We start from the raw sequence: 16,708 nt of genomic DNA on the forward strand, positions 1-16,708 counted from the left end.
GACAGCTCCATCGGCTCACCTTGATACTTCGCCTGTATCATCTCCACCGCTTCATCTTGCTCTGCATTATTAGCACGCACTTCTACCATGCCGTCGCTAGCAAAATTAAACACCACACCGCGAGATTTTTCATTACTTAAAATCGCGACACGGCGCAGTACGTCCGTCATTTTTTCTTGATTGAATAAAGCCAATTTATCCGTATTACTTGGCATCACTCGGCGATAATCAGGGAATTTTCCATCAATCAGACGCGCAGTGAAAGTAACCATCAGGTTTTGATTGACCTGTCCTGCACTATCAACGTCACCAAAGGGTAAGCTCACTTGCAAAAACTCACGACCGAAGCTCAACGTGACCTGATTGTCTTGCTCACCAAGCATTTTTCCTAGCTCAGAGGCCAAGCGCTCAAGCTCAATGACAGCTTTACGGGGCAAAATAGCCTGCATACTTAAATCAGCACTGACATCGATAACGCTGCGCGCCAAAGCCAATCGGTGCCCATCGGTTGCAACCGTCGTCAGTTGCTGTTGCGACACGTCAAACAACATACCAGTGAGATAATAGCGAACATCTTGAATCGCCATTGCAAACTGCGTTTTATGAATCAAATCGATAAGACGATTGCGACTGATGGGCAATGGAGTGATATTTTCGGGATTACCTAAACTCGGATAATCTTCGCTAGGTAATGTGCCTAAGGTGAAGCGACTCTTGCCGCTAGTTAATAAGCAGCGTTCATTTTCTTGAGTGGCCAAATTAATTTGAGCTTGTGCAGGCAATGATTTACAAATATCTTTCAGCTTTGTCGCAGGTAAAGTCGTGGTACCAGCTTCAACACAAGCACCAGCAGGCAATTTCAACGTCGATGTCAGCTCTACTTCTAAATCAGAAGCCGTCAAAATAAGCGTTGATTCGGATAGCTGTAGCTTGATATTGCCCAAAATAACCATATTGTGCCGTTTACCAGCAGCTTTGGCGATCAAATTAATGGCTTTTAGTAACGACTCTCGATTAATCGATAATTGCATGCTTGGTTACTCTTATTTAAATGATTTTTATTATAAAACTTAACAATAATGGCTTAATCATACCCTGTCTATTGACTATAATCCATTTGCTGTCTGTCTACTCGTATTTTTAATATTATAAACCATATCAATCCACTAAAACATAGTGATACCGCGGCCTGCTAACCCGCTTGCAGCATTAATGCCAGTGTTTTGTAATCCTTATCAAACGCAGGATCTGCTGCTCGTAGCTCATTAACTTTGTCGCAAGCATGCATCACCGTTGTATGATCGCGACCACCGAATGATTGACCAATCTCAGGAAAGCTATCACCAGTCAACTCACGCGATAATGCCATCGCTATTTGACGCGGTCTAGCAATACTACGCGTGCGTTTACGACCCATCATCTCTTTGATAGTCACATCATAGTACTCAGCAACCACTTTGCGAATATTATCCATATTCACAGCTTGCACACGCATCGCGACGATGTCTTTTAGCGCATATTGCACCATTTCAAGAGTAATCTGTGCACCCGTCAAGTTAGCATTAGCAAAGACTTGATTTAGAGCACCTTCTAAACGCCTAACATTTGAAACCACGTTTTGAGCGATGAATAATGCGCATTCTTTAGGCAGTGTCATACCATATGAAGCTGCTTTTTTTTGCAAAATTTGCACACGAGTATCAATCTCAGGCGGATCAACTGCTACAGTGAGACCCCAAGAAAATCTCGATCTAAAACGTTCATCAAATTCGGTCATTTGCGAAGGATGACGATCTGAAGCCAAAATCAGTTGTTTATCACCACTGGTAAAATCTGCAAATAATGTCAAAAACTCATTACTACTTTTGGTTTTTCCTGCTAATACATGAATATCGTCTACAATCAATAAATCCACTTTTTTAATTTTCTTTTTGAAATCTTCTATTTTATTATTTCTTAATGAATAAACCAATTGATTAATAAATTTTTCAGAAGTGAAATAATAAAAACTTTGATTATTTTTTAAATAGCGATGTGCTACAGAATGCATTAAATGTGTTTTTCCCAAACCAGAAGGTCCGTATATAAACAAAGGATTGTGTCGATTTTTTGATTGGCGCTTACCAAGCTCATAACAGGCTTTATAAGCCAGATTGTTAGATTTGCCAGTGACAAAAGTTTCAAAAGTAAAGTCAGGGTTTAGATAACTTAACGACTTGGCATCAGCAGAATCAACCAATTCTGCGTGACGCATATTGGCATCAATATCTGCTTTTGCATTGTTATGATGAATGGTTTCAAACTTATGGTCTGCAGGGGTAGGGGAGGGTTTATCTTCATCAAACAAAGACCCTGATTGCAATTGACGATTGTCTTCGTTATCGCGGCCAGCGTTATCAACACGCACAACCACCTCTTCGATACTCCCTTGACTGTGCTTAGCAACCAGCTGCTGTATCTCTTGCAAGTGGTTTTTTTTGATGTAAGTCACAAAATAATCATTAGGAGCAAGTATAGTCAGCGTTTGCGCTTCTTGATGAGCTGACAATGGTCTCAACCACATAGTAAATACGTTGTCTTTGACGTTATATCGTAGGTCATTTAGACATTTATCCCAAATATTTGCTGTGTCTATCATGAAAAATACTAACCCTATAATTTGAAATAATATTTGTGTTTTAGCAGTGTGATCTGTTGCGTAGCCCTTCATATTTTCCGCAATTATTTCCGTTGGAAACCATATTGGAAGTTACGTTGATAAACTATACGAAGCCACATATTAAGTAGGGGCTAATCTAACACAAATACCCTGTGGATAAAACCTTGTTTTTTGGGGATAAGGCTGTGGATACTTTTGTGTATAACTTTGAAAGGTGAGTTATCCATATTTAACCCACAGGTTATCCACAGGTTTACCCATAGTACAATACATTGATAATAAAAAGGAAAACTTACTTAGCCACAGATAATCTAGCTCCCAATAACAACAATACTTATATATATTAATAGTTAATTATTATAGAGTTCGACACAAACTGTGGATAACTTTTAGGAATCCATCACTGAATTAATTAACTGAGTCGTTATTTTTTTAGTTATGAATATGAACTTTACACACGATGAATCATTTAAAATGATATTTCCTCTGTCAAAATATCTGTCTGCATCGACATAGATTAAATTAGTTCATTGACCAAGATTCTATGCGGTGGTATAATCCTCCGTTATTACGAATTTAGTCCATTATTTTGATAGGTGAGTTATGAAACGTACATTCCAACCAAGCGTGATCAAGCGTAAACGTACTCACGGTTTCCGTGCTCGTATGGCAACTAAAAAAGGCCGTCAGGTCTTAGCTCGTCGCCGCGCTAAAGGACGTCATCGTCTTACTGTATAATCAGTAGATTGCGATAAGCATGGCTTATAGTGCTTGTTGTGTTTCTATTATTTATAGATTGCGATAGTCAATCACCACAACTGACACTTAGCCATATATTAAAAGCGCCCACATCGGCGCTTTTTTTGTCTCTGTACTTTGTTGTTATTTCTGCGCTATTATTTCCGCTACCGTTATTCGCTCTTATACTAGGTTGTGCTATGTCCAATACTGTTTCAGCGGCAGCTAATGCCCGCTTCACCAAAGAGCAGCGTTTGCTCACGCCTGCAGCCTTCCGTGAGGTTTTTGATGCACCTGAGCGTAAGCTTCATCAGAGCCATCTAATGGCATTTGTGCGTACCAATGATCATGGTCAGCCGCGAGTCGGGATGGCCATTACCAAGCGTAAAGTTCCTACGGCTGTCGCGCGAAATTTAATCAAGCGTCAAATACGTGAACATTTTCGTGTAAAGGCTCATTCTTTAGAAAACAAAGATATTGTTTTTATTGTCAAAAAATCTATAAAAGATATAGATAATAAAGAATTGAAGAATCAAATAATTAACATTATTAAAAAAGTAGAAAAAAAATAAAATGAATTTTTTATTTATTAATTTAAATAATCTTTTTTATAAAATTATTTATTATTTTATTGTTTTTTATCAAAAGTTAATAAGTCCACTATTACCTGCTCGTTGCCGCTATTACCCTACGTGCTCGAATTATGGTAAACAAGCTTTGGCATGGCATGGAGTCCGAGCAGGCAGTTGGTTATTATTAAAACGTATCAGCAGTTGTCATCCTTTGGGTGGACACGGCATTGATTTTGTGCCGCTACCGTTATCCTCTTATCATTATCAATATGTACCTTTTAACGCACTAGCTACTAGTGTCAAAGTTCAAGGTTTATATGTTTTTAGAGATAATAAAGGCTATGTGTCTCGCTTAAACCATATGATGAAACTAACATAGCGTTCGTCATCGACTGAGAAGTTGTGGATATCTATTTAGTTACCCACAAGTTATCCACACTCTTGGTATCATTTAAGGCAGATTTTTAGTAAAATGATGCACATTTTATGTAAATGACTGGCAATACTGTTGTCACATATGATGATAATTGTACGGTCATGACACATGCCCTAATTTTTCATTCCCTAATTTTTTAATCTAGGAAAGGTTTATGCAAAAGATATTTCGGGTGATGATCATCATTGCGATGTTAATCACCGCTTATCTGCTGATTTTGGCATGGCGAGATGATTATGCCGATGCGCCAGCTGTAGATGCGGTGTCAGAAACCACTACTTCAGTAGGTGCTGACATCCCTTCGACAACTGGTGCCGCAGGTGATATTCCGGTACAGACGTTGCCTGTTGATAATAATACAGTCGCTAATGATGCTGTGACGGCAACGCCTGCTAAAGACACGGGATTAATCACGGTCACTACCGATCGCTATGATATAAAGATCAACCCAGAAGGCGGCGATATTGTTTATGCTGCTCTTAAGCAGTATGACGCAACACTCGATAGCGATAAGCCTTTCGTATTGCTAGAGAATAATAGTAATCGCGTGTATGTGGCTCAGTCTGGTCTTATTGGTCCTAATGGTATTGATACTGCAGAAGGTCGTGCCAAATACAGCCATACTGCTAATAATTACGTCATGGAAGCAGGGCAACAGACGCTGTCAGTACCGCTGACTTATAAAAAAGATGGCGTGACCGTTACTAAGACATTTACCTTTACTGAAAATAAATATCCGATTGATATTAGCTATCAAATACAAAATGCTTCTACACAACCGTGGCAAGGTCAGCTATTTGCCCAGTTGAAACGTGATGACAGTAAAGATCCAGGTATGTCTGATAAAGGTGCGCTTAGTATGGCGACTTATTTAGGCGGCGCTTGGGGTACCCCTGATGATCCATATAATAAGCTCAAATTTAAAGACTTTAATGATGGTGAGCTAGCTGTTAGTAGTGATAAAGGTTGGGTTGGTGTTGTACAGCATTATTTTGTATCAGCATGGATACCTGAAAACTTTACCGCTACTTTCTTTAGCCGTGAAACAGGCGATGATTACTTCATCGGTTTCAACAGTCAACCTGTCAATGTCGCGCCAAATAAACAAGTGACATTAGATGCCACCTTATACGCTGGTCCTAAAGTACAATCTGAGCTAAAAGATGTGGCAGTAGGCCTTAATAAAACAGTCGATTATGGGTTGTTATGGCCAATATCGAAAATTTTATTTGCCATCTTGGACGGTATTCATAAAGTCATCGGTAACTGGGGTTGGTCAATCATTGTATTGACGATTTTAGTTAAAATTGCTCTGATGTGGTTCTCGAATAAGAGCTACTATTCGATGGCGAAGATGCGTGCGATTGCGCCAAGATTGGCCGCACTTAAAGAAGAGCATGGCGACGATCGAATGAAGATGTCGCAAGAAATGATGGCTATTTATAAAGAAGAAAAAGTCAATCCAATGGCAGGTTGTTTGCCTATTTTGATGCAAATGCCTATCTTCTTAGCGCTATATTGGGTGTTGGTTGAGAGTGTTGAGCTGCGTCATGCACCTTGGATTTTATGGATTCAAGATTTATCGGCGATGGATCCTTGGTTTATTTTACCATTGCTGATGGGTGCCTCGATGTTTGTACAGCAGCAGCTAAACCCGCAGCCAGCTGATCCGATGCAAGCGAAAGTGATGAAGTTCTTACCAATCATTTTTACTGCTTTCATGCTGTTTTTCCCAGCGGGTCTCGTACTATACTGGACAGTCAACAACTTGTTCAGTATGACTCAGCAATATATTGTCAATAAAAAAGTCGAAGAAGAGCAAAAGCGTCGTACTGTTAAAGTATTGGACTAAAAAGTATTGGACTAAGTAGCTCATCAATTGATAAAAGACCATCGCTACGGCGGTGGTTTTTTTATGCGTGACATTTCTATTATCGCTCACTGATTTGAAATAAAATAAGCGCAAAGCATGGCTATTTAAAGTTTGCTTTGTCAGTCTGTGTCCAGCCGTCTATAATGGAGTTTTTAGCTATTGAGAGTAATTGTGGATTCCCTAGAGATGGCGTCAAACGTACCTAAAGCACCTGAACCACCTAAAGCATCTGGTTTGGCCACGATTGCGGCTATTGCCACACCGCTTGGAAGAGGTGGCGTTGGTGTTGTACGTCTGTCGGGTGCGCGTGCTTATGATATTGCCTGTACACTAACGGGTAAGTCTGCTTTTACGCCACGTATGGCCAGTTTTTGTCGTTTTTATCAGGCTGATGGTACAGTCATTGATGAAGGGTTAGTGCTGTACTTTAAAGGCCCGCATTCGTTCACAGGAGAAGATGTGATTGAGCTGCAAGGGCATGGCGGCATGATTCTACAAAACCAACTGTTAGCAAGGGTATTTGAGCTGGGCGCAAAACAAGCGGGTGCTGGGGAATTCTCTTATCGTGCTTTTGATAATGATAAATTGGATTTGGTACAAGCAGAGGCTATTGCTGATGCTATTGATGCGACCAGTGCCGCTGCTGCTAGCAGTGCCATTCGCTCGCTAAGTGGTGAGTTTTCAAAGAAGATTAATCAACTATTAGAGCAGCTTATTCATCTTCGTTTGCATGTTGAAGCGGCGATTGATTTCCCTGACGAAGAAGACGTGGATTTTTTATCAGACGGTGTTATACAAAATAAACTTGAGCAAACGCAAGACAAGATACAGCAAGTATTGGCGACCGCCAAGCAGGGTAAGCTCTTACGTGATGGTATTCATGTGGTCCTAGCAGGTAGACCAAATGCGGGTAAATCAAGCTTGCTGAATCGTCTGGCAGGGCAAGAACGTGCTATCGTTACTGACGTTGCTGGAACAACGCGCGATACGCTACAAGAAACCGTCGTGCTCAATGGTTTGACGCTGCATTTGACCGATACGGCAGGTCTGCGCGAGACTGAAGACACGGTAGAACGTATTGGGATTGAACGAGCACGTACCGCCATTACACAGGCTGATATGCTAATGATGGTCTACGATGTGACTCGTGATCTTGAAGAAGAAAGTACGCCGCTACAGCTTGCAGAACAATTATTTGGTGAGTTACCAGAGGCCAAACGCTTATTGATTATTGCTAATAAGAGTGATTTGTTAAGTGACTTACTAGATGATAGTAGCAGTCAAATACCCTCTGTCTCGCAAATCGCAATAAAAGAACGTGGTTATGAACAAGTTAATGTTTCATGTGAAACAGGTGCTGGTATCGATAATCTGGTCGAAGCCTTGTGTGCTAAGGTCGGTTTTCATCCACCAGAAAATAGCCTAATTGCTCGCACACGTCATATAGATGCACTTAGACGCACAGCCGACTCTTTAGCAGAGGCGCATGAGCAGTTAACGGTCTTTCAAGCAGGAGAGTTAGTCGCTGAAAGCTTACGCCAAGCTCAGAACAGTTTGGGTGAGATTACGGGAGCGTTTAGTGCGGATGACTTGTTGGGCAAAATCTTTGGTAGTTTCTGTATTGGAAAATAATCAGCCGGTTTTTTTGAATTACCTGATGCAGCTCGTTAATTCTCAGAAATTTCGGTCTTATCATTTGGTCCTATAAATAATGACTGTGACTCTTGCGCTTAATATTGAAATAAGGAAACGCTATGCATTGCCCGTATTGTAACGCGTCAGAGACTAAAGTTATTGATTCGCGTCTAGCGGCAGAAGGTGCGCAAGTCCGTCGTCGCCGCTCATGCAATAGCTGCCAAGAGCGTTTCACTACTTTTGAGATGGTAGAAGTAGTCATGCCTAGAATCATCAAGTCAAGCGGTAAAATTGAGCCTTATGATAACGAAAAACTGCGTCGTTCTATCTTATTACCTCTACAAAAGCGCCCTATCACGATTGATGAACAAGAGGCGATGATCAGCCGTATTGAGAAGCGTGTTAGACAGATGGGTGAGCGCGAAATCAGTAGCAAGGTGTTGGGTGAGATCATCATGAGTGAGCTTAAAACGTTAGATGATGTTGCTTATGTGCGCTTTGCTAGTGTTTACCGCGACTTTCAAGATATTGATGCTTTCCATCAAGAGATTGCCAATATTCGCCCAAATGAAAAAGCTGACGATAACGTTAAATAGTTTTTACCCTCTACTTTTTTATTAAGTGTATCTCTTTATGACGCTCTCAAACCATACTCAGAATGCGCAAGACCGCTACTTTATGATGCTTGCGATCGAACAAGCCAAACAGGGTTTATATACCACCAGACCTAATCCAGCGGTAGGCTGTGTCATCGTGCAAGCAGAAGCGATCGTCGGTCAAGGGTTTCATCCGAAAGCTGGTCAGCCTCATGCAGAAGTGTTTGCACTAAAAGAAGCGGGTGCGAGGGCTTTAGGTGCAACCGCCTATGTGACTTTAGAGCCTTGCAGTCATACGGGGCGTACGCCACCTTGTGCTTTGGGTCTTATTAATGCTGGTGTGCAACGTGTCGTGATCGCAGGGCTTGATCCCAATCCGCAAGTGGCAGGACGCGGTGTAAAACTGTTAGAGCAGGCTGGGATTCAAGTGACAGTCGGTATATTAACTGAGCAAGCAGAAGCTTTAAATCGTGGATTTTTAAAGGCAATGCGCACCCAGATGCCTTATGTACGGCTGAAAATTGCCACCAGCCTTGACGGTCGTACCGCAATGGCATCTGGGGAGTCGAAATGGATTACCTCAGCGGCTGCCCGCGAAGATGTGCAGAAGCTACGTGCTCAAAGTGGCGCGATTATTACTGGTAGTGAGACGGTTATCGCGGATAATCCACAGCTTAATGTACGTTCTAACCAATTAGCTGTGCCACCTGAACAAGTTCCTACTCCTAAAGTTGTCGTACTCGATAGACGTCAGCGCTTAGAACACAGCTTAGAGTCTGACTATCAATTATGCCGTCGACCGGATACGATTTATTGGCGCGAAGATAACTTGATTGAATTACTAAAAAAATTAGTCAGTGATCATCAGTGTTATGACGTGTTGGTAGAGGCAGGGGCTAGTGTTGCTGGTAGTTTCTTAAGCCAACAATTGGTAGATGAGTTGATTGTTTATCAGGCGCCTTGTTTGTTGGGCGCGCAAGCCAGACCGATGGTCGATTTTAACCCATTGTCTCTAGCTCAGCAGTTGCGTTTTGATATTTACAGTCATGAAATATTAACTCCTGACCTTAAACTGACTTTATTACCGCTATAACTGGTTATTTATAAACAGCTTATCCACAGTTTGTGCTAAATAATTGCTCAATTTGGATAAACAGCCAGTGTTGTGCAAGGTTCCACATGAAACTGTGTATAACTTTGTTTCATGTGGAACAGAAAAATAGGTCTTTTATAAAAAATTTCATATTAATCTAATGTAATCAGCAACTTAGGTCTTATTACTAATCTTTCTTGAGTTTAGTCAACATCTTGTTTTCTGTGGATAACTTGACGGAAATGCGTGTTTTAATACGTTATGAGTTGATTTATGAGGACTTATCCACAATCTATCCCATCATAGACTTAATTAAGCTCAAGTTGCACTAAAAAAACTGGCTTAGACAAATGCTGCCACAATATTAATAGATCAAGATATATTGTCTATAAAGACAACATCATAATGAAATGAGGTCGATATGTTTACTGGAATTATAGAGAGTGTTGGAAAGGTTAAGTCCATGCAGCCTACGGGCGGTGATATACGTTTGACGATAGAATCTGATGGTTTGGACTTTAGTGATGTGAAGCTAGGAGATTCTATTGCCTCCAATGGTATCTGCTTAACCGTCGTAGACCTAGGGAGTAATCATTACTCGGTCGATGTCTCACGTGAAACTATCGCTCGTACCGCATTAGAAACTTTAAAAGCTGGTCACACGGTGAATTTAGAGAAAGCGATGCTACCAACCACGCGTTTTGGGGGTCATATCGTCGCGGGTCACGTCGATGGCGTCGGCGTGGTCAGTAAGCTGCAACAAGATGCGCGCTCTATCTATATCGAAATCGAGATACCACAAGAGCTGGCGCACTATACAGCGACTAAAGGCTCCATCACGGTTGATGGTATTAGTCTGACGACCAACCTTGTAAGAGACAATATTGTCTCTTTAAATATCATTCCACATACCGCACAAGTGACCAATATCGCTAAGCATTGGCTGGTTGGAAATAAAGTCAATATCGAAGTGGATATCGTCGCGCGCTATTTAGAACGTTTGTTAAATAAGTCGCAAACCAGTGGTATGAATACGCCAAGTCCGCAAAGCCAAATTACAGAAGCATTTTTAGCAGATAATGGTTTTATGAAATAATTGGTTCATGAATTAGCTGATTTATGAAGTAATGGTTTAAACCTAAAAAATAGGTTTTACAGATTGTCATGATTTTATGAAGCTCTGTAAAACCGACTCTAATTCTTTTTTATTGATCGGTTTGGCTAAAAATTCATCCATTCCTACTTCTATACAAGCGTCGCGATCTTCTTTGGTGTTGTTTGCAGTCAGCGCCACAATCGCAATTTTATCGCCTTGCGCACGAATCGCTTGGGTAGCCTGTAGCCCATCCATGACAGGCATGCGACAGTCCATCAAAATGAGTGAGATATCTTGACGCTGTTGTTGTAGCATATCTAACGCTTGCTGACCATCTTCTGCGACCACACTACGATAACCAAGTTTACTCAATATCTTGCACGTTATTTTCTGATTGGTTGGACTGTCTTCTACTACCAAGATAAGTGGCAATACATTCTCGTTGGCAGCTTTATCTGCTTCGTTTGCTAGCTGCTTATTCTCTTCTTTTATCTCTATGGTTTGAACCAGCTTCTGTCTCGCTGGTAAGGTTAAGCGCAGTAATTCAGAGAGCAATAAAGTCGCATCTAATGGTTTGCTCAAGAATCCTTCATATTTATCTAATAATATAGAGGGAATACGGCGCTCAGGTTTCATACTAAGTAGTATCTTTGGTAGCGACGGATTATCGAGTAGGGTATTTAATGCTTGTTGTCTATCATCATTCCCTATCGCCTGATTAGCGGAAGCAATAGACAGGGTTTCATAATATTCGTAATCTAATAGCAAGATAGGGGCGAGTCTTTGCTCGTCTTGCGCCAGTTTTGCGTTTAATTGTTGTAGATCTAATTTATCTATAGAAGTATAGATAGTAGCTGGCATCGATAAATATGCGCAAAAATCGCGCAGATGTTTGGCACGTAGTGGTTGTTTAATCACGGCTATTAGATGGATATGAGTCAAATGCTGACTATGATGATAAATAGGCTGATAATTTGGACGTCTGCAAGGCAGATAAAGATTCAGACTGCTGCCTTCAGTCATCGTGCTTTTTATTTCAATAAAACCACCCAATAATCGCGCAAAACTATTGACGTTATTTAGTCCTAGGCCTTGCCCAGTCGTGTTCTTTTGCATGTAATTAACGTTTCGATGGGTGTTTTGATTGCTGCTTTTATTAAGCTGAACCAACAGTTGATGTTGCTTCGCTATATCGATGCCCATACCGCTGTCTTTTATGCTAAAACGAATCCAGTCGTGTGAGGCATGATTGGGATTGTCTTTATTGATTTGATTGTTTTTAATCAGTGTAGGGTCTTTATTAATATTTACTAAGCTTCGGTTTTTTGTTGCTAATAGCTCTGCATTACTGACTGTTTCGATGGTCAGTGATACATAGCCAGAAGTGGTAAATTTCACCGCGTTATCTAATAAGTCGTACAAGATTTGCTGTAGGCGCTGATGGTCTGTATCAATACAACGCGGACTGTCGGGTGTAAAAAAATACAGCAGCTCAAGTCCTTGCTGCCTTATCCTTTCTATAAATGACTGACTGACCTGTTGCCCCAGTCTATAAATATCGACAGGCTCAATGCTTAGGCGGGTTTTTCTTACCGCTATCTCCTCAATGTCTAGCACATCATTAAGCGTCGTTAGCATACTCTGACTGCTTTTAATTAAGGATATTAAAATGTCATTCTGCGCAGCAGTCAAGGTCTCAGGATCAATCGGTTCTAGCGTGTCAATCATTGCTTCTAATGGCAGGCGCAAATCATGACCCATCGTCGATTTAATCGTATTAAATTCATTAATTTGGCGTTGTAGTCGTTGATTTTGTTGCTGTAATTGCCCTATTTGACTGGCAAATTCATTAACATTATTCAGCAGTACGGTAAAGCCGTGAACCTGACCATGTTCACCAAACCATGGCGTAACGTGCAATTGGTAAGTCTGTTCATTTTCTAACCCATAGACTGTTAAGGTACGAGTGACGCGTAGGTTGGATAACGTTTGCAGCAATCGTTGCGTGGATTCATCTTTACCCGCGATAAAGTCCGTCAGTTCATAGTTGCTATCGCTTTGCGGTAAAGACATGAATATTTGTTCAAAGCGTTTATTGAAAAAGCTGATTTGACCATGACGCATGATCATCAGCATCGGTAAAGGGGATTGATCAACCAAACGTTCAAGACGATGTGTTAGGGTTTTAATGCGGCGATAGTCATTATGCAGCTGGTAGCTGACACGGCTCAGCGCATGGCCTAAACGCAAAAACTCAGGCGTAGATTTTTTTTGCAAAAAAGGCGGCGGACTATAGGCTTCTTTTGCGTGGCTACTTAGATTGTCCGTATAAATCAGCAGCTGTTCCCAATTGGTGCGACGATTGAGCATATACAGCAAAGCGATAATAAACAGCATGATCGCTGCCATCAATGGCAACCAGTAGCGATATGATATCCAGTCAATGATAAGCGGTTTATGGCGCAATATAATATAAAGCTGATGACCACTTTTGAGTTTAATGGTGCCGGTTAAGTTGTGATTATTGAGCGTGTAAGCACTATGACTGCCGTTATTAGAAGGGGATGAGCTAATGATAGGAAACGTAACGTTAGCAAAAGCACGCTCATTGGGCTGAGTATGGCGATGGATATAAGTCTGCCCAGAGGGCATCATAAAAACCAGCTGATAGCTTATGTCTTCAAATACGGGTTTTTCTAAAATCCTTTTCATGTCAGGATTTAGAAGATCATCACGTTCAGTAACTTCATACTGCAATGTATGGAAAGTATCGATACTATGTTGTTCACTGTGTTTTTTTATCTCGTGAAACAGCGCAAAATAATAGATAGACAACATGACCAGCAAGGTCAGTGCATAAAATATGAGTAAGCGTTGTAAGGACTGAAACTGTTGCATGAAAGCGTGGTCCTATATCGACACAAGAAACATAGTGAGTAAGTCATCAGTTTGGCACAGTAGCTGGTTTATTCAAGCCGTTTTGTCTTTTACGGTTGTACAGCTATTATCTAGAAAAAAATGGTGAATGGCAGTGGAATATCGCTCAATCACGCATTGTTTTGTAAATAAACTCATCAATAAGAGCGCCCTGCTTGCTTTCTATTATAAAGACAAACCGTATCATTGGTAACGCTCGATTACCGTTATTACAACCATGGCACAACATCGCAAACTCACCTATAATGAGTCAATCAACCCTATATAATGCCTGTTTATGACTACAATTGCTTCTGCCTCCGATTTATCCATGCCATCTACGACGAAAGATTGCTCATCTAGTAAGCGCTTAAGAGTTGCGTTTGCTGGCACTCCTGAGTTTGCCGCCGTTAGTCTTGAGGCGCTTATCCGCCAGCAAGAAGCGTTGAATATAGACATTGTCGCTGTGTATACGCAACCTGATCGCAAGGCAGGACGGGGTCAAAAATTATCGGCCTCTGCAGTAAAGCAAGTCGCATTGGCTCATGATATTGCCGTCGAGCAGCCTCTCACCTTTAAAAAATCTAGTAGTGAAGGGTTGATCGCACGTGAGACTCTGCGTAGTTATCAGCCAGATGTGATGATTGTCGCGGCTTATGGCTTGATATTGCCGATTGGTGTATTGACCACACCGACTTATGGTTGCCTCAATATTCATGCGTCCTTATTACCACGCTGGCGTGGTGCAGCGCCTATTCACCGCGCGTTATTGGCGGGTGATAGAGAGACTGGTATTACCATTATGCAGATGGATAAGGGCTTAGATACAGGTGATATGATCTACAAAATCAGCGCTCCTATTGAGGCTGATGATACGGCTGCTAGCCTCCATGATAAAATGGCTGAGCTTGGTGCGACGGCTATTATTACCGTGCTAAAGGACTTGCCACATTATCAAGCACAGGCTGTGGCACAAGATGACAGTCAAGCCAATTACGCTGAAAAACTGGTCAAAACCGAAGGCGAAATCGACTGGACACAATCAGCGACTATTATCGAACGACAAATTCGCGGTTTGACGCCATGGCCAGGTGCTTATACTTTTTTGGCAGGGCAGCGTGTCAAGATTTTAGCCAGCCTACCTGTGAATGCATCACAGCAAACCAATCAGCCTGCTGGTACAGTCATCAGTGTCGGGCGCAAAGCGATATTGGTAGCTTGTGGTCATGACAGTAATATTGATAATGGTCTCGAAAAATCGCAAGCCAGCACTTTAGCTATCACCCAATTACAGTTTGCTGGTGGTAAACCAATGACAGCCGAGCAAATCTGCCATGGTAACCAATTGAATGATGGTGATCAGTTCACAGCAGACTCAAAATAATTGCTCCTAAATCAGTTTAATACCGCTTAACCTTATTTATTTTTATATTCGTCATTTAATATCAAACAATCTAACTTTTATCAGACGCTAACTATTAGGCGTCAAGGAAATTCAATTTAATGAGAAGCACTGCGCCAAGAAACAATAAGCTCAAACCGTCAAGCAACCTTATCATGAATGGTAGCGTCCGCGTCCGCGTGATTCGCACTTTACTGGCTATTCAAAATGGTCAGTCGCTAGCGAGCGTCCTTGATCCGCTATTAAACAGTTTGCATGACGGTGATAAAGGTTTTGCCCATGCGCTATTGCTAACCACGTTGCGCCAATGGTACGCCCTTGAGCGTCTACTCGATAGTCTGGCTGATAACTCTATTGATGAAAAAGAAGTACGTACGACGATTCAAGTAGGTTTAACCCAGCTGCTTTATTTGCAAGTGGCTGACCATGCGGCGATTCATGAAACGGTTGAAGCAGCAAAAGAAATCGAATTTGCGCACGCGACGGGCTTAATTAATGCTATTTTGCGTAAAGTCGCTAAGAACCCAAGTAAGTTCCGTAAGAAATGTGATAAAAAACACAGCTTACCGAATTGGCTTGCCTATCAGCTTAAGCAAGATTGGAGTGAGCAGTATGACGATCTGATGCAAGGGTTACGTCAACCTGCGCCAATGTTTTTGCGCGTGAATACAGCGGTTACCTCGGTAGAGGATTATCAGCAAGCCTTGGTGGAATTTGAAGTTGAAGCAGATTTGGTTGAGCTAACGAGTGGTTTTAATTTACCCAGCTCATCGGATGCAGCCGCATCTAATAGCATATTAACCAAAGGGTTAAGATTACATCAAAGCACTGCAGTCAATGCCTTACCTCAATTCGCTGAAGGAGCTGCTAGTGTACAAGATATGCATGCCCAGCTTGCCGCGCCGCTTATTCATAACGCTCTACTCAATAAGCTTAGTGTTGAAAACGATGATGCAGACGGCGATATAGACACCAATAACAACGAGATCCGCATTTTAGATGCTTGTGCAGCGCCGGGTGGTAAGCTTGCTCATTGGTTAGAATTAATCAGCTCAAATGAGTCTTCGTTGTTTCACGTGAAACAAGACGATGCTGAAACGTCGCCTGTGATTTCGAAAGTTAAGATTACTGCGATAGATAATGAAGCGCCACGTATCGAGCGTATTCATACTAATTTACAGCGCTTAAACCTAAGTCAGCACGACTTGCAGCAAGCTGAGAAAAATATCGAACTCAATATTGTCTGTGCTGATGCGACCACATGGCAAGGGGCGGGTAAGAAAAAGAGTAAGCTCGTATTTGACGCTATATTACTAGACTCACCTTGTACAGCGACAGGCGTAATCCGTCGTCATCCTGATATCAGTATCTTGCGTACTGAAGAAGACGTTGAGCAAACGGCATTGCTACAAGCCGATATCTTGCATAATCTATGGCCACAACTTAAAGTTGGTGGTTACCTCTTATACGTCACTTGCTCTATCCTAAAGCAAGAAAACGTCGAGCAGATGCAGGATTTTATGACTCACTATAACAATGTAGTAGCCATTGAATTTAGCGACGATTGTAATTGGGGTATTGAACAGGCGATTGGTCGTCAGTGCTTGCCAATTGATAGCGAGAGCGGCGATGGTTTTTATTATGCCTTATTGCAAAAAACTGCTGAATAAACCGTTTTAACTAATAATCTCA

At 41.6% G+C, this 16,708-nt stretch carries 13 protein-coding genes; 10 read left to right on the plus strand and 3 right to left on the minus strand.

The genetic code is table 11. The annotated features are described in order from the left end of the window. Both dnaN and dnaA read right to left on the minus strand, forming a co-directional pair. The coding region (gene dnaN, locus I3257_RS09140) for a DNA polymerase III subunit beta (protein ID WP_238049519.1) at positions 1–1,031 on the minus strand (1,031 nt) is incomplete at its 3' end. Between the two features lie 161 nt (positions 1,032–1,192). Continuing rightward, positions 1,193–2,638, minus strand: coding sequence for a chromosomal replication initiator protein DnaA (gene dnaA / locus I3257_RS09145; RefSeq protein WP_109592278.1), 1,446 nt, complete (start codon positions 2,636–2,638; stop codon positions 1,193–1,195). A gap of 624 nt (positions 2,639–3,262) precedes the next feature. On the opposite strand from dnaA, the gene rpmH reads away from it, so the two are divergent. The 8 genes from rpmH to I3257_RS09185 all read left to right on the plus strand — a co-directional run bounded on the left by rpmH (position 3,263) and on the right by I3257_RS09185 (position 10,698). Next, a complete protein-coding gene (rpmH, locus tag I3257_RS09150; RefSeq protein WP_007394757.1) occupies positions 3,263–3,397 on the plus strand; it encodes a 50S ribosomal protein L34 in 135 nt (44 codons plus the stop codon). Positions 3,398–3,597: 200 nt separating this feature from the next. Further along, positions 3,598–3,969: a ribonuclease P protein component gene (rnpA, locus tag I3257_RS09155; protein WP_109592276.1), complete on the plus strand. Its 372-nt coding sequence runs from the start codon at positions 3,598–3,600 to the stop codon at positions 3,967–3,969. 1 nt (position 3,970) lies between these two features. Further along, positions 3,971–4,348, plus strand: coding sequence for a membrane protein insertion efficiency factor YidD (yidD, locus tag I3257_RS09160; protein ID WP_238049520.1), 378 nt, complete (start codon positions 3,971–3,973; stop codon positions 4,346–4,348). 211 nt (positions 4,349–4,559) lie between these two features. Beyond that, positions 4,560–6,257: a membrane protein insertase YidC gene (gene yidC, locus I3257_RS09165; protein ID WP_055125623.1), complete on the plus strand. Its 1,698-nt coding sequence runs from the start codon at positions 4,560–4,562 to the stop codon at positions 6,255–6,257. 207 nt (positions 6,258–6,464) lie between these two features. Then, on the plus strand, positions 6,465–7,910 hold the full coding sequence (gene mnmE, locus I3257_RS09170; RefSeq protein WP_238049554.1) for a tRNA uridine-5-carboxymethylaminomethyl(34) synthesis GTPase MnmE: 1,446 nt from the start codon (positions 6,465–6,467) through the stop codon (positions 7,908–7,910). 122 nt (positions 7,911–8,032) lie between these two features. Then, positions 8,033–8,509, plus strand: a complete 477-nt coding sequence (gene nrdR, locus I3257_RS09175; RefSeq protein ID WP_045442876.1) for a transcriptional regulator NrdR — start codon at positions 8,033–8,035, stop codon at positions 8,507–8,509. Between the two features lie 37 nt (positions 8,510–8,546). Beyond that, the gene (gene ribD / locus I3257_RS09180) at positions 8,547–9,602 is read left to right on the plus strand and encodes a bifunctional diaminohydroxyphosphoribosylaminopyrimidine deaminase/5-amino-6-(5-phosphoribosylamino)uracil reductase RibD (RefSeq protein WP_238049521.1); all 1,056 of its coding nucleotides are present in this window, start codon (positions 8,547–8,549) and stop codon (positions 9,600–9,602) included. 421 nt (positions 9,603–10,023) lie between these two features. Further along, on the plus strand, positions 10,024–10,698 hold the full coding sequence (locus tag I3257_RS09185; protein ID WP_060492108.1) for a riboflavin synthase: 675 nt from the start codon (positions 10,024–10,026) through the stop codon (positions 10,696–10,698). Between the two features lie 66 nt (positions 10,699–10,764). Here the strand turns inward: I3257_RS09185 and I3257_RS09190 are convergent, their stop codons facing one another. Beyond that, on the minus strand, positions 10,765–13,596 hold the full coding sequence (locus I3257_RS09190) for a response regulator (RefSeq protein ID WP_238049522.1): 2,832 nt from the start codon (positions 13,594–13,596) through the stop codon (positions 10,765–10,767). 316 nt (positions 13,597–13,912) lie between these two features. Here I3257_RS09190 and fmt point away from each other — a divergent pair, with 316 nt between their 5' ends. Both fmt and I3257_RS09200 read left to right on the plus strand, forming a co-directional pair. After that, on the plus strand, positions 13,913–14,998 hold the full coding sequence (fmt, locus tag I3257_RS09195; protein ID WP_238049523.1) for a methionyl-tRNA formyltransferase: 1,086 nt from the start codon (positions 13,913–13,915) through the stop codon (positions 14,996–14,998). 119 nt (positions 14,999–15,117) lie between these two features. Then, entirely contained in the window at positions 15,118–16,686 is a 1,569-nt protein-coding gene (locus I3257_RS09200; protein ID WP_238049524.1) for a transcription antitermination factor NusB, read from the plus strand. Positions 16,687–16,708 lie beyond the last annotated feature (22 nt).

The sequence above is a fragment of the Psychrobacter sp. Ps7 genome (assembly GCF_022129225.1).
GTDB classification, from domain to species: domain Bacteria; phylum Pseudomonadota; class Gammaproteobacteria; order Pseudomonadales; family Moraxellaceae; genus Psychrobacter; species Psychrobacter immobilis_A.

What these genes read in the sequence shown, in the direction of transcription:
- dnaA (WP_109592278.1), bottom strand. Translation starts at nt 2,638, where the DNA reads ATGATAGACACAGCAAATATTTGGGATAAATGTCTAAATGACCTACGA.
- rpmH (WP_007394757.1), top strand. Translation starts at nt 3,263, where the DNA reads ATGAAACGTACATTCCAACCAAGCGTGATCAAGCGTAAACGTACTCAC.
- rnpA (WP_109592276.1), top strand. Translation starts at nt 3,598, where the DNA reads ATGTCCAATACTGTTTCAGCGGCAGCTAATGCCCGCTTCACCAAAGAG.
- yidD (WP_238049520.1), top strand. Translation starts at nt 3,971, where the DNA reads ATGAATTTTTTATTTATTAATTTAAATAATCTTTTTTATAAAATTATT.
- yidC (WP_055125623.1), top strand. Translation starts at nt 4,560, where the DNA reads ATGCAAAAGATATTTCGGGTGATGATCATCATTGCGATGTTAATCACC.
- mnmE (WP_238049554.1), top strand. Translation starts at nt 6,465, where the DNA reads ATGGCGTCAAACGTACCTAAAGCACCTGAACCACCTAAAGCATCTGGT.
- nrdR (WP_045442876.1), top strand. Translation starts at nt 8,033, where the DNA reads ATGCATTGCCCGTATTGTAACGCGTCAGAGACTAAAGTTATTGATTCG.
- ribD (WP_238049521.1), top strand. Translation starts at nt 8,547, where the DNA reads ATGACGCTCTCAAACCATACTCAGAATGCGCAAGACCGCTACTTTATG.
- I3257_RS09185 (WP_060492108.1), top strand. Translation starts at nt 10,024, where the DNA reads ATGTTTACTGGAATTATAGAGAGTGTTGGAAAGGTTAAGTCCATGCAG.
- I3257_RS09190 (WP_238049522.1), bottom strand. Translation starts at nt 13,596, where the DNA reads ATGCAACAGTTTCAGTCCTTACAACGCTTACTCATATTTTATGCACTG.
- fmt (WP_238049523.1), top strand. Translation starts at nt 13,913, where the DNA reads ATGACTACAATTGCTTCTGCCTCCGATTTATCCATGCCATCTACGACG.
- I3257_RS09200 (WP_238049524.1), top strand. Translation starts at nt 15,118, where the DNA reads ATGAGAAGCACTGCGCCAAGAAACAATAAGCTCAAACCGTCAAGCAAC.